This is a genomic window from Dellaglioa sp. CoH-56-MRSF-10 (genome assembly GCF_056782175.1).
Genome location: NZ_JBXAYF010000002.1, coordinates 42,249 through 56,067, shown reverse-complemented (window position 1 = coordinate 56,067; position 13,819 = coordinate 42,249). Strand labels below are relative to the sequence as shown.

Here is a 13,819-nt window from a genome sequence, read left to right as displayed (position 1 = left end):
ACCTAACCTTCCAAATCCATTTTAACTGCAATAATTGAGAACCAGTCACCCATATTTAAAATCTGTTGTATTTCAAATCCACCAGTTACCAGTGACTCCTTGATTAAATCGACTTTATCTGCAATAATCCCAGATGTCACAAAATGGCCACCTGGATTTAAATTTCTTCTAGCTTGCGGAATTAACGGTACAATAATTTCGGACAAAATATTAGCCACAATTAAATCAACCTTATTATCAATACCATTTAGTAAATCATTAGCTGCTACATGTATCTGATTTGCAATTGGATTTAAGTTGAAATTTAATACGGCAGCATCTACTGCAATATCGTCCAAATCATACGCATCAATATGACCAACACCAAGATGTTTTGCAGCAATACTTAAAACACCTGAACCTGTTCCAACATCAATCATAGATTCATTTCCACGTATTACTTGCTCTAGTGCTACCAAAGCTAGCCGGGTTGTGGGATGTGTTCCTGTACCGAATGCTTTACCAGGGTCTAAACGTATCACTTTTTCATCAGGTTGGACCACCTGATATTTCTCCCAACTTGGTACTATTGTTAGGAATCGGGTAACTCTAACCGGATGGTAGTATTGTTGCCATTCCAATCCCCAACCTTGGTCATCCACTTCATTCAATTCAATCAGACCACGTCCCGGATTAAGTCCAAAATCAGCTAATTGATTAACCCTACTCTGTATAGTTGGCAATATTTCAGGAATAAAAATAGTTTCAGGGAAAAAGGCAGAAATCTTTGCTCCATCATTTTGGTGCTCAACTGATGTAAAATCGTTCCCGTCTAAATTATCCTGCATTAATTTTTCAAAATCTTTTGAATCATCAATTTGGACACCTTCAGCACCACTTTCAATTAAAATATTAGAAACCGCTTCTACAGCTTCACTACTTGTTGAGATACTTACTTCTGTCCATTTCAAATTGAAATCCTCCTAAAATTTTGGATAAATTAATCGCATACTTTTTTCTGTACTTTGTGCTTTTTGAATTTTTTCAAAATCGCTAGCTGACCAACTTAGTTCAAAGAATTCAGCATCATCATCATTCAAAAAATCTAACAAATCACTTTGACCATTGTCTAGTACAATTTGTAAATAGTTAATAAATGCTGCTGCCTCTGAGCGTTCCCAACCCGATTTCCCTTGAAAGGGTAATGTTGTTAAATACTCTTTTTCAACTTCCTTTGAGTCAAAACGTTCTTCATCATAGAGTAATATAGCATCCCCAAATGAAATAATGGGTAATTCTGAGTTAACACCTTCAATATCAAGAATTGCTTGTTGTGACTTATTCTCAGCATAAAATGTGAGATCTACTGTAAATGTATGATCCTTTTTCTGCCAATCTAATACAATATCACCATCAAAATCAATTTTTGGTAATTCCTTCTTTAAATAATCAAACAATGTTTCTTGTGCCATACTATCACCTCATATTTTAAATAAATTTAAATTACATCAAATTTTGTTTAGTTCTCAAAGTTTATTATAAAGCATTGCATTCATTCATGCATTAATTAAAGAGGAAAACGATAACAATTTATCGCTTTTTTTGGTAAACTAAGGTTATTAAAATATTGGGGAGGTTTTATTTATGGGAAGAAAGAAAATGATTTTGGATTTAGACACTGGTATTGACGATGCATTGGCTATTGCCTATGCTCTCGCTAGTACCGAAATTGATTTAATTGGTATTGTAGGTTCTTACGGTAACCTGCAAATGCTAGCTGGTGTTCAAAACAGTTTGAACTTACTTAATTTATTAGGTGAATCAAATATTCCAGTTTATCTCGGTGAGAAACATTCAATCACGACTCAATCTTTTGATACTTTAGAAATAAGCCAAGAAATACATGGTATGAACGGTTTAGGTGACATAAAAATCCCTAAATCAAGCCAACCATACGCCTCAGAATCTGGAATCGATTTTATTATCGATTCTGCACATGAATTTCAATCAGATTTAATTATTGTGCCTACTGGTCCATTAACGAACTTATCATTAGCCATAAAAAAAGATCCTAAAATTGAAACATTAATTGGTAAAGTCGTTTTAATGGGTGGTGCTTTAACAATCCCTGGAAATGTAACTGCCGTTGCTGAAGCAAATATTAATCAAGATCCAGAAGCCGCAAATGAAGTATTCCAAAGTAAATTGCCTATTACAATGGTAGGTCTAGACGTAACACTTAAAACACTTTTAACAAAAAAAGAAACAGAGCTATGGCGTGAAATTGACAGTCCATCAAGTCGAGCTTTCGCCGATATTGTTGATTACTATATTAACGCCTATGCAAACCTAAAAACAAATTTAGACGGCTGTGCTTTGCATGACCCCTTAGCTGTTGCCGTTGCTATAGATGCATCTTTAGTCACTACTTTACCTATCAATATGAAAGTTGACACAGAAGCGCCTTTTTCTGGACGTACAATCGGTGACGAGACACGCCTAAATTCAAATCAAGCAACAACGGTTGTCGCTGTTGCCGTTGAAACCGAAAGATTCTTATCGACTTTTATGACACGTTTATCAACTTTATTTTCAAAAAATTAAATTTAACGGAGTTTACTTATGCAATATCTCGGTCCATTCATTCTTTCCATTTGGTTTATTATGACCACTATTATTTATATTTCTACATTTACGAAAAAAAAACGTCGAAAATTTTCATATAAGTCACTTTTTTTTGGCTCGTTAGCCTGGGAAAAAAATAGTCGTAACTGGCTATTGATACTGGGACTTTTTTCGCTTATTAGTTTAAATCCTATTACAGATACATTTATCTTTTTGATGATACTTGGTGGTTACATTGCTGTTACCTCATGTTTAAACTTATTCTTACATCATGGTAATCGCCGTCAAACTATTCTAATCATTATTCTTTCCTTCTTTTTAATTTTAGCAGCATTCTATCCTTTATTATCAAATTTTAAATAAGTAAAGATAGTTGCTTTAAATTAACTCAAAGACGATAATGTAAGCGTTAACTGTAATTTTAATAAACTTTATTATTCATACTACTATTTATTCAAGGGAGATCACTATGCCACATATAATCGGTGTTGATATTGGAACAACAAGCACGAAAGCAGTTTTATACGATCTTAAAGGTACCGTAATTGAATACGCTAATATTGGTTACTCACTTTATCAAGAAGAAAATGGGATGGCTGAACAAGATCCTGATGAAATTTATGCTGCTGTAACAAAAGCAATCACTGAGGTCAATAAAAAAGCGAACTTACGCCCCACTGATTTAAAAGGCGTTTCATTTTCAGCTGCCATGCACAGTTTAATTCTACTTGATAAAAATCATAAACCGTTAACTAGATCGATTACTTGGGCTGATAACAGAGCTAGCAAGTGGAGTGATGATTTAAATGAATCAGGTGTTGGTCATGAAATTTATCTCAAAACTGGAACACCTATTCATCCTATGTCACCATTATCAAAACTAATTTGGTTAAAGAATGATAAACCAGATTTATTTAATCAGGCAGCCTATTTTGTTGGTATTAAAGATTATATTTTATATCAATTATTTGATCGACTTGTTATTGATCATTCTTTAGCGTCAGCTACAGGCTTATTCAATATTTTTAATTTAGATTGGGATAAGCAAGCATTATCTGTAACTGGTGTCACACCTGAACAGTTACCAGAACTAGTTGAAACAACGTACCAACTATCCGGACTAAATACTGAATTTTCTAAAATAACTGGTATCCAACGTGATGTTCCTTTTATTGTTGGTGCAAGTGATGGTGTTCTATCAAACCTTGGTGTTAATGCTATCGAACCGGGTGTTGCGGCTGTCACAATTGGTACGAGTGGTGCCGTTAGAATGGTTATCGATCACCCTGTTACAGATCCTAAAGGTAGACTATTCTGTTATGCGCTCGCCAAAAATAAATGGGTCATTGGTGGGCCAGTTAACAATGGCGGTATCGTCTTCCGCTGGTTGCGCGATGAGATATTTACACCCGAAAAAATTACTGCTGAACAAATGAAAATTGATCCCTATGAAGTCATCACTCAAATTGCAGAAAAGGTTCCTGCCGGTTCCGATGGACTCCTCTTCCACCCCTATCTTGGTGGCGAACGGGCACCACTCTGGGATGCTAATGCTAGAGGTTCATTCTTTGGTTTAACACGTCAACATACACGTGCGCATATGGCTCGAGCTGTACTTGAAGGGATCGTTTTCAATTTAGACATGGTCATGTTAGCACTAACTGAAATTGCTGGGAAACCCACTAGAATCCAAGCAACAGGTGGTTTTGCCCAATCATCTTTATGGCGACAATTATTAGCCGATATTTTTGAACAAGAAGTTACAATTCCTGAAAGTTTTGAAAGTTCTTGTCTTGGCGCAGCTGTCTTAGGAATGCAAAGTTTACATTTAATTGCTGATCTATCTGCTGTTGAAAATATGATTGGTTCCATGCATGTCCACCAACCACAAAAAGAAAACTTTGAAGTATATCGTGAGCTATTACCTATATTTGTTCGAGTAAGTAGGTCATTAAGCGCTGAATATAAAAATATTGCTGATTTCCAGCGGAAACATTATCATCAAATCTAGTTTCATTGGGGGAAAGTTACTATGCCACTTTTAATTGTTTTTATTGGGATTCTCTTTTTACTTTTATTAATCATTAAATTTAAATTAAATACATTTGTTTCATTAATTATCACATCATTTGTTGTTGCCATTGGATTAGGGATGCCTTTAGATAAAATCACGACTTCTATCGAAAATGGTATTGGTAGTCAATTAGGTCATTTATCCTTAGTCTTCGGTTTTGGTGCTATGCTAGGTAAACTGGTTGCTGATTCAGGTGGTGCTTATCGGATTGCGACTACTTTAATTAACCGATTTGGTCGAAAATGGATTCAATTAGCAGTCGTACTTGCATCATTCATTATTGGTATTGCATTATTTTTCGAAGTTGGTATTGTTTTATTGATCCCAATCGTTTTTGCGATTGCTACGGAATTAGGAATTTCAGTTTTATATCTTGGGATTCCCATGGCAGCTGCACTTTCAGTTACTCATGGCTTTTTACCACCTCACCCCGCCCCAACTGCAATTGCATCAGCACTAAATGCTAATGTAGGGATGGTTCTTATTTACGGATTACTATTAGCTATTCCGGTAACATTGATTGCCGGTCCACTTTTCGCTATGATTGCAAAAAAATATATTCCTTCGGCATTTAAGCAAAAAGGAAATTTAAGCGCATTAGGAACACAAAAAGAATTTAAACTTGAAGATACACCTAGTTTTGCAATGAGTACTTTGACATCTTTATTTCCCGTTGTAATTATGGCTATTTCAACAGTTTACGACATGATTATTAATAAAGGGATAACACCAAAGAACCCTAACTCTATAGATTCCTTTTTCATGTTCGTTGGGTCTCCTGGCGTTGCCATGCTGCTCTCCCTTCTGTTCGCTATCTATTCAATGGGTATTGCCCGAAAGATCCCAGTCAAAGATATTATGGCTTCTCTTGAAGTTGCCATTAAACAAATTGCAATGCTACTCTTAATCATTGGTGGTGGAGGTGCATTTAAGCAAGTTCTTGTTGATGGTGGTGTCGCAGATGTTATCTCAAGAATGTTTGAATCCTCATCGTTATCACCATTATTGTTAGGCTGGTTAATTGCTGCACTTCTTAGAATTTCTCTTGGTTCTGCAACAGTTGCTGCATTAACAGCTGCCGGTCTAGTCAGTGGTTTAATAGCTGGGTCAGGCGTTGATCCTGCATTAATGGTTATCGCCATTGGTTCAGGTAGTTTAATTGCATCTCACGTAAACGATGCTGGTTTCTGGATGATTAAAGAATATTTTGATCTAACCGTTAAAGAAACACTCGCAACGTGGACCGTTCTTGAAACAGTCGTCTCTGTTTCAGGGCTCGGTGGTGTTATGCTTATTAACTTATTCGTATAAATTAATAAAAGGCTAAGTTATTTTAGATAACTTAGCCTTTTATTATGTTGTTAAATTTAGACATGTGTTAAAATAGACACCATTCTAAATTGAAATTATTGGAGGCAATATTATGGATTCACTATCTGCTATCTTATTATTACTTGGTGGCGTGGTTATCGCAAATGTGATTGCTGTTAAGTTTCCAAAAGTTCCACAAGCTTTTTATCAAATTGGTATAGGATTAGCGCTTTCTTTATTACCAAATTTCCAACATTTCGAACTTAACCCAGAATTATTTTTTATGATAATCGTTGCACCTATTATTTTCAATGAAGCCCAAAATACATCTAGAAGAGCATTAGCTAGAAATATTTTAACGACGCTTTCATTAGCCATCATTTTAGTTGGTGCAACAATAATTGTCACTGGGTTTTTAGTTCACTCAGTCTTACCTGATTTATCACTTGCCTTAGCATTTGCGTTAGCAGCGATTGTCACACCCACAGATACAGTAGCAGTATCTTCAGTGACAAAAAATTTACCGATTCCTGAGTCAATGATGAATATATTGGAAAATGAATCCTTGTTTAATGATGCATCTGGTATTGTTGGTCTTAGTTTAGCATTAACTGCTTTCTCTTCAGGTACTTTTTCTATGAACGAAGGTCTAAGTGCTTTTAGCACATCATTTTTTGGTGGACTCTTAATTGGTGCATTTTTAGGATTAGTATTCGTTAAAATAAGGTTAACGTTACTAAATTGGCACATCGAAGATACAGCAATTATGATTCCAATTGAAATAATAACTCCTTTTTTAATTTATTTTATATCTGAAGAATTAGGTTGTTCAGGTATTTTAGCAGTCGTTGCTGCCGGTTTAATTCATGGTGTTCAAAAAGATCGTTTACGGTTATCTTCAACTAAATTACAATTTATATCAAGTAGTATTTGGAAAGTACTTACAGATGCTTTAAATGGGTTTGTTTTTGTAGTTCTAGGTTTAACATTGCCTACTGTTACCTCGGATTTATTAAAAAGCTCAGGATTTAATTCACTAATTTTACTTGTTATTAGTATTGGTATTTACTTTATTATGACACTAATGCGTTTTCTATGGTCCCACTTCCTATTAAAAAATTTATCAACAAAAGACGATTTTACATTTGCCCTAAGTGGAATTCACGGAACAATTACACTATCCATGGCATACTCATTACCATTAGTAACTGTTTCAGGAATTGAATTCCCTATGAGAAATGAAATCATTTTTATAGCTGCATTAGTTATATTAATTAGCATGTTAGTTCCTACTTTCCTACTACCGCACTTAATTACCAAAAAGAATGAGATTACTATTTTAGAAAATATTGGTGAAATTCGTTCTAAGATGGTTATTTACACTGTTGAACAACTTAATGTCACAAATATTCCTAGTCCAGAAAGACAAACAGTAATTGAAACGCTATATAACCAACAAAATTTTTTAAAACGGCCTAAAAAGAGTGATTTTTATGACCTATTAGAAAAAACACAAGAAATTGAAGAAAATATTTTGCATGAATTATTATCGAGTGGTCAGGTTTCTGAAAAAACTGGTTCTTGGTACGAAAAGTATCTTGCTACAACTTATCAATCAACCCGTGGATTTTCACTTAAACATCTCATAATACACTTGAAATTCTATTCACTTCATTTATTTAAACATTTTGCTATTAAGAAAGGCGAAAAAGCGCTATCTCAGGTTACTGAAAATCAAAAAAATACTTTCAAAAAATATTATAATAATACAAAAGATGACTTTATTTTAATGGAGGAATCTAGTTATCAGGCAGCAATTACTTATTTAACCTCTATTACCACTGTTGACAATTCAATGGCCGTTACTCTGGTTAGACAATTTTTATCAGTTAGACACAGAAGAATGTTTTCAAATGAGACTGAACTTATCTTACAAAATAATATTTTTATAAATGCCTTTCAATTAGAATATAATTTTGTTCAACTTCAATTAGAACAAAAATTAATCACCCCTGCAACGGCAAATCTGTTAAGAGAACAAATTTCATACGATGAGATGGTTTACATGCAAAATAATGAAGCATACTTATCATAAAAAAAACGACAACCAGACTTTTCCGGTTGTCGTTTTTACTTATTTTTTCTTAGATTCTTCATCTTCATCAATTTTCAAGACTGCCATAAATGCTTCTTGTGGAATCTCAACATTACCAACTTGTTTCATTCGTTTCTTACCAGCTTTTTGTTTTTCCAAAAGTTTCATACGGCGTGTTCGATCTCCACCATACAATTTAGCTGTAACATCCTTACGGTATGCTTTAATATTTGTTCTTGCAATAATTTTTTGTCCAGCAGCAGCTTGAACTGGAATTTCAAACATTTGGCGCGGAATTAATGATCTTAATTTATTGACGATACCTTTTCCACGTTCAAAAGAAAAATCACGATGAACAATAAAACTCAATGCATCAACTGCTTCACCATTCAACAAGATATCAACTTTAATTAAATCACTTGGACGGTAACCCTCTTCTTCATAATCCAGGGATGCATATCCACGTGTATTAGATTTTAATTTATCAAAGAAATCAAAGATAATTTCTGATAAAGGCATATGATAAATAATATTTACACGGAATTCATCTAAGTAATCCATCGTCTCAAAAACACCACGTTTTTTTTGACAAAGTTCCATGACTGCTCCAACATATTCATTAGGTACCATAATACTTGCTTTCACATAAGGTTCGTTAATTTGCTTAATTGATGATGGTTCTGGCATTTCAGAAGGGTTAGAAACAATTATTTTCTCACCATCAGTTAAATCAACATGATAAATTACAGATGGTGCCGTTGTAATCAAATCTAACCCAGATTCACGTTCTAACCGCTCTTGGACAACATCCATGTGTAATAACCCTAAAAATCCACAACGGAACCCAAATCCTAGTGCTTGTGACGTTTCTGGTTCAAATTGTAAAGCAGCATCATTTAATTGTAATCTTTCAAGTGCCTCACGTAATTCATTATATTTTGAATTATCTACGGGATATAACCCACAATAAACCATAGGATTAATTGCACGGTAACCATCTAGTGCTTCAGTTGCTGGATTGTCAGCTGAAGTTACTGTATCACCAACTCGTGTATCTCGAATATCTTTAATTGCCGCTGTAACATACCCAACATCTCCGGCCATTAAAAAATCACGATTAACTGCTTTGGGTGACATAACCCCAACTTCAGTCACTTCATATTTTTTCTTACTATTCATTAATTCAATTGTGTCGCCAGGTTTTACAACACCGTCAACCACCCGAATACTCAAAACAACGCCACGGTAACTATCATAGATTGAATCAAAAATTAAAGCTTTCAATGGTTTTTTTAAATCACCATTTGGTGCAGGAATTTTCGTTACAATCTGTTCCAGCATCTCTTCAATACCAATACCATTTTTAGCACTTGCCAGAACGGCATCAGAGGCATCTAATCCGATAACATCTTCAATTTCTTTTTTTACCATTTCAACATTAGCAGATGGTAAGTCAATTTTATTAATAACTGGTAAAATCTCCAAATCATCATCAATCGCTAAATAAACGTTTGCGAGTGTCTGTGCCTCAACACCTTGAGCAGCGTCTACAACAAGTACAGCACCTTCACAAGCCGCCAAACTCCTTGAAACTTCATAAGTGAAATCAACATGTCCTGGTGTATCAATTAAATGAAAGATATATGTTTCACCATCTTTAGCAAGATAATGTAATTCAACCGCATTTAATTTAATTGTAATTCCACGTTCTCGTTCAAGATCCATCGAATCGAGTAATTGATTTTGCATCTCACGTTTAGTAACTGTATCAGTCATCTCGAGGATACGATCCGCAAGTGTGGATTTTCCATGATCAATATGTGCTACAATCGAAAAGTTTCGAATATGTTTTTGTCTATCTTGCATTTCTTCAAAATCCATTAATAGCGTCCTACTTTCTTGTTTCTATCTCTTCTGATTATAACAATCAACGCTACTAAACACAATTACAGTTCGCATACAAAAAAATAGAATCATCTTAGAAGACGATTCTATTTTTAACTTTATTTCTTATTTTTAAATTGATCTTTTAACTTATCAAATAAATTACCTTCGCCAACAACGTTTTTACCGCTAGCTGTAGCAAATTCTTTCAAAGCATCTTTTTGTTCTTTTTTAAGATTACGAGGTGTTTCAATATTAACCGTCACTTCTTGATCACCATTACCCTTACCATGTAATTTAGGCGCACCCTTATCACGTAATCTGAAAGTCGTTCCAGTCTGTGTTCCAGCGGGAATCTTCATTTTTACATCTCCATGAACGGTTGGAACCGTTACTTCGTCGCCCAATGCAGCTTGGACAAAGCTAATTGGAACATCAATGTAAATATCAGGACCTTCACGGTCAAATGTGCCACTAGCCTGAACTCTAAAGATAATGTATAAATCTCCATAAGGTCCACTATTTTCACCAGATTCACCTTGTCCTTGAAGACGCATCTGTTGACCATCTTCAACACCAGCAGGAACAGTTACTTTAACTTCATGTCTTTCATCAATATGGCCTGATCCATGACATGTATCACATTTTTCTTTAATCTCTTTACCTGTACCATGACAAATATCACATTCTTGTTCAGTCATCATGTTTCCAAGTGGCGTACGACGCTCAACTTGGATAGTACCTCGACCACCACATTTATGACATGTAATTGGAGAAGTTCCAGGTTTTGCTCCAGAACCAGAACAAGTAGCACATAGACTTTTACGATTGTATTTAATTGTTGATTCTTTACCAAAAACACCTTCATTAAATGTCAATGTCATCTCGTATTGCAAATCACGACCTGCTCGTGGAGCGGTTGGATCTTGGGAAGCACCACCACCGCCGAAAAATGAACTGAAAATATCTTCAAATCCACCGCCGCCAAATCCACCTTGTTGTCCTTGACCACCAAATCCTCGGTAAGCACCACCTTGAGACCCAGCTGAACCATATTGATCGTATTCAGCTTTCTTTTGTGGATCACCAACTGTTTCATATGCTTCAGTGATTTCTTTAAATTTATCTTCGGCACCAGCATCCTTATTAATATCCGGATGATATTGTTTAGATAACTTACGATACGCTTTTTTTATTTCTTCAGGTGACGAATCTTTAGTCACACCAAGTACATTATATGGATCTTTGTTCTCTGCCATTCCGTACCTCCGAATAACCTTTTTGGTTTTTATTGCTCTAAATAGGATAACATGTCTAACATGAAATAAAAAGCCAAAGTCCCAAAGGCCTTTGACTTTCTATCACACTCAAAATTTAGTAAAGATTACTTCTTATCTTCAGGGTTAACTTCTTCGAAGTCACCATCGACAGTTTCATCTTTAGGGTCTTTAGCCGTGCCTTCAGCACCAGCTTCACCTTGAGCTTCTTGTGCTTGTTGATACAATTTAACAGTTAAGTCTTGAACAATTTTATTCAATTCATCTTTCTTAACTTTCATATCTTCAACATTGTTATCTTCTTGAGCTTTCTTCAAAGCATCACGAGCATCTTCAGCAGATTTAATTTCTTCTTCAGTTACTTTACCTTTTAATTCTTCCAAAGTTTTATCAACTGAGAATAATAATTGATCAACTTCATTCTTCAAATCAACTTCTTCTTTACGTGCCTTATCTGCTTCTTCGTTTTCTTTAGCTTCATTAACCATGCGTTCGATTTCGTCTTCTGCAAGACCACCTGAACTCTTGATTGTAATTTTTTGTTCTTTGTTTGTGCCTAAATCTTTAGCAGAAACGTTAACAATACCATTTTTATCAATATCAAATTTAACTTCAATTTGAGGGATTCCACGAGGTGCAGCAGGAATATCATTTAATTGGAAACGGCCTAATGTTTTATTATCAGTAGCCATTGGACGTTCACCTTGTAAGACATGGATATCAACGGCAGGTTGGTTATCTGCAGCTGTTGAGAACGTTTGTGACTTGCTTGTTGGGATCGTTGTATTACGATCAATTAACTTAGTAAAGACGCTACCCATTGTTTCAATACCCAATGAAAGTGGTGTTACATCAAGTAAAACAACATCCTTAACATCACCAGTAATGACACCACCTTGAATTGCAGCACCAAGTGCAACAGCTTCATCAGGGTTAACTGATTGGTTAGGTTTGTGATCTGTTTCTTTTTCAACTAATGCTTGAACAGCAGGAATACGTGTTGAACCACCAACCAAGATAACTTGATCAATATCAGCATTTGTTAATCCAGCATCTTTTAAAGCATTTTGAACTGGAATACGTGTACGTTCAACTAAGTCTTGTGTAAGATTATCAAATTTTGCACGTGATAATGTTGCTTCTAAATGTAAAGGTCCAGCAGCACCGGCTGTAATAAATGGTAAGCTAATTTGTGCACTAGTAACACCAGATACATCTTTTTTAGCTTTTTCAGCAGCATCTTTAAGACGTTGCATTGCCATTTTATCTTTTGATAAGTCAATACCATTTTCTTTTTTGAAGGTCTCAACTAACCAGTCCATGATTTTTTGATCAAAATCATCTCCACCAAGTTTAGTATCACCGTTTGTTGATAGTACTTCAAAGACACCATCACCTAATTCAAGGATAGAAACATCAAATGTACCACCACCTAAATCGAATACAAGGATTTTTTCATCTTTTTCAGTATTTTCAAGACCATATGCTAAAGCAGCAGCAGTAGGTTCGTTAACAATACGTTCAACTTCTAAACCGGCAATTTTACCAGCATCTTTTGTAGCTTGACGTTGTGAATCGTTAAAGTAAGCAGGAACTGTAATAACAGCTTGTGTTACTGATTCGCCTAAGTAAGCTTCAGAATATTCTTTGATGTATTGTAAAATCATAGCAGAAACTTCTTGTGGTGTGTATGATTTTCCTTGAATATCTACTTTGTAGCCTTCTTCTCCCATGTGACGTTTAATTGATGCAACAGTATCAGGGTTTGTGATTGCTTGGCGTTTAGCAACTTCACCAACTTGAGTTTCGCCATCTTTAAATGAAACAACAGATGGTGTTGTACGATTTCCTTCTGGGTTTGTAATAATTTTTGCTTCTTTACCTTCTAACACAGCAACAGCTGAGTTAGTTGTTCCTAAATCAATTCCTATAATTTTTGCCATAATTTATCTACCTCTTCTTATATTATTATTGAGCGACAACGACCATTGCTGGACGTAACACTCTATCTTTTAATTTATATCCTTTTTGAAGGACTTGAACAATTGTATCTGCTTTTTGATCATCAGAAGCTGGAACTGTTTGAACTGCTTGGTGAACATTTGGATCAAAAGTAACGTCATCAGTTGCAATTTCTATAACGTCATTATTAGTTAATGCTTTTTGTGCATCTTTATAAACTAATTCAATACCTTTTTTAAGTTGTTCGCCACTCTCAGTGTCAACCTCAATTGCCAATGCTCGTTCCAAATTATCGATAACTGGTAGAACATCTTTAGCTAATGATTGCCCGCTATACTTTAAGAGTTGTTCTTGTTCTTTCTTAAAGCGTGTATTCATATTTGCCATTTCGGCTTCTGCTCGTAAATATTTATCTTCCATTGTGTCTAAACTAGCTTGTAACTCAACTAATTTATCTGCATCAGAAGGCTTTTTACTAAATTTTTCTTTTACTTTATCAGTAACAGAACTTTTTTTCTCATTTTGATTAGTTGCTTCACTAGACTGATGTTGCTCTTGTGTAACATCTTCTTCAACTAAATCTTCTTTGGCATCTTTAACCACACACAACAC

The 13,819-nt window shown here is 35.0% G+C and carries 11 protein-coding genes; 5 read left to right on the top strand and 6 right to left on the bottom strand.

The genetic code is table 11. The features are described from left to right. Window positions 1–2: 2 nt before the first annotated feature. Together prmA and AC1RP4_RS02070 are read right to left on the bottom strand one after the other, a co-directional pair. On the bottom strand, window positions 3–950 hold the full coding sequence (gene prmA / locus AC1RP4_RS02075; protein WP_481761367.1) for a 50S ribosomal protein L11 methyltransferase: 948 nt from the start codon (window positions 948–950) through the stop codon (window positions 3–5). A 12-nt stretch (window positions 951–962) separates the two neighbouring features. Then, window positions 963–1,451, bottom strand: a complete 489-nt coding sequence (locus tag AC1RP4_RS02070; protein ID WP_481761368.1) for a DUF3013 family protein — start codon at window positions 1,449–1,451, stop codon at window positions 963–965. 172 nt (window positions 1,452–1,623) lie between these two features. Here AC1RP4_RS02070 and AC1RP4_RS02065 point away from each other — a divergent pair, with 172 nt between their 5' ends. From AC1RP4_RS02065 to AC1RP4_RS02045, 5 genes are all read left to right on the top strand, one after another. Beyond that, window positions 1,624–2,583, top strand: a complete 960-nt coding sequence (locus AC1RP4_RS02065) for a nucleoside hydrolase (RefSeq protein WP_481761369.1) — start codon at window positions 1,624–1,626, stop codon at window positions 2,581–2,583. Window positions 2,584–2,643: 60 nt separating this feature from the next. Beyond that, window positions 2,644–2,967, top strand: a complete 324-nt coding sequence (locus AC1RP4_RS02060; protein WP_481761370.1) for a hypothetical protein — start codon at window positions 2,644–2,646, stop codon at window positions 2,965–2,967. Window positions 2,968–3,073: 106 nt separating this feature from the next. Further along, complete coding sequence (gene gntK, locus AC1RP4_RS02055) at window positions 3,074–4,615, top strand: gluconokinase (protein WP_481761371.1); 1,542 nt, start codon at window positions 3,074–3,076, stop codon at window positions 4,613–4,615. Window positions 4,616–4,636: 21 nt separating this feature from the next. Next, entirely contained in the window at window positions 4,637–5,989 is a 1,353-nt protein-coding gene (locus tag AC1RP4_RS02050; protein ID WP_481761372.1) for a gluconate:H+ symporter, read from the top strand. Window positions 5,990–6,101: 112 nt separating this feature from the next. Further along, window positions 6,102–8,084: a cation:proton antiporter gene (locus AC1RP4_RS02045; protein ID WP_481761373.1), complete on the top strand. Its 1,983-nt coding sequence runs from the start codon at window positions 6,102–6,104 to the stop codon at window positions 8,082–8,084. A gap of 39 nt (window positions 8,085–8,123) precedes the next feature. Here AC1RP4_RS02045 and lepA read toward each other — a convergent pair whose 3' ends face one another. The 4 genes from lepA to grpE form a co-directional block, all read right to left on the bottom strand. Then, a complete protein-coding gene (gene lepA / locus AC1RP4_RS02040) occupies window positions 8,124–9,965 on the bottom strand; it encodes a translation elongation factor 4 (RefSeq protein WP_481761374.1) in 1,842 nt (613 codons plus the stop codon). A gap of 122 nt (window positions 9,966–10,087) precedes the next feature. Then, on the bottom strand, window positions 10,088–11,227 hold the full coding sequence (gene dnaJ, locus AC1RP4_RS02035; protein ID WP_481761375.1) for a molecular chaperone DnaJ: 1,140 nt from the start codon (window positions 11,225–11,227) through the stop codon (window positions 10,088–10,090). Between the two features lie 125 nt (window positions 11,228–11,352). Beyond that, window positions 11,353–13,188, bottom strand: a complete 1,836-nt coding sequence (gene dnaK / locus AC1RP4_RS02030) for a molecular chaperone DnaK (RefSeq protein ID WP_481761376.1) — start codon at window positions 13,186–13,188, stop codon at window positions 11,353–11,355. A 25-nt stretch (window positions 13,189–13,213) separates the two neighbouring features. Then, the gene (grpE, locus tag AC1RP4_RS02025) at window positions 13,214–13,810 is read right to left on the bottom strand and encodes a nucleotide exchange factor GrpE (protein ID WP_481761377.1); all 597 of its coding nucleotides are present in this window, start codon (window positions 13,808–13,810) and stop codon (window positions 13,214–13,216) included. Window positions 13,811–13,819 lie beyond the last annotated feature (9 nt).

What these genes read in the sequence shown, in the direction of transcription:
- dnaK (WP_481761376.1), bottom strand. Translation starts at nt 13,188, where the DNA reads ATGGCAAAAATTATAGGAATTGATTTAGGAACAACTAACTCAGCTGTT.
- gntK (WP_481761371.1), top strand. Translation starts at nt 3,074, where the DNA reads ATGCCACATATAATCGGTGTTGATATTGGAACAACAAGCACGAAAGCA.
- AC1RP4_RS02065 (WP_481761369.1), top strand. Translation starts at nt 1,624, where the DNA reads ATGGGAAGAAAGAAAATGATTTTGGATTTAGACACTGGTATTGACGAT.
- lepA (WP_481761374.1), bottom strand. Translation starts at nt 9,965, where the DNA reads ATGGATTTTGAAGAAATGCAAGATAGACAAAAACATATTCGAAACTTT.
- dnaJ (WP_481761375.1), bottom strand. Translation starts at nt 11,227, where the DNA reads ATGGCAGAGAACAAAGATCCATATAATGTACTTGGTGTGACTAAAGAT.
- AC1RP4_RS02045 (WP_481761373.1), top strand. Translation starts at nt 6,102, where the DNA reads ATGGATTCACTATCTGCTATCTTATTATTACTTGGTGGCGTGGTTATC.
- AC1RP4_RS02050 (WP_481761372.1), top strand. Translation starts at nt 4,637, where the DNA reads ATGCCACTTTTAATTGTTTTTATTGGGATTCTCTTTTTACTTTTATTA.
- AC1RP4_RS02060 (WP_481761370.1), top strand. Translation starts at nt 2,644, where the DNA reads ATGACCACTATTATTTATATTTCTACATTTACGAAAAAAAAACGTCGA.
- AC1RP4_RS02070 (WP_481761368.1), bottom strand. Translation starts at nt 1,451, where the DNA reads ATGGCACAAGAAACATTGTTTGATTATTTAAAGAAGGAATTACCAAAA.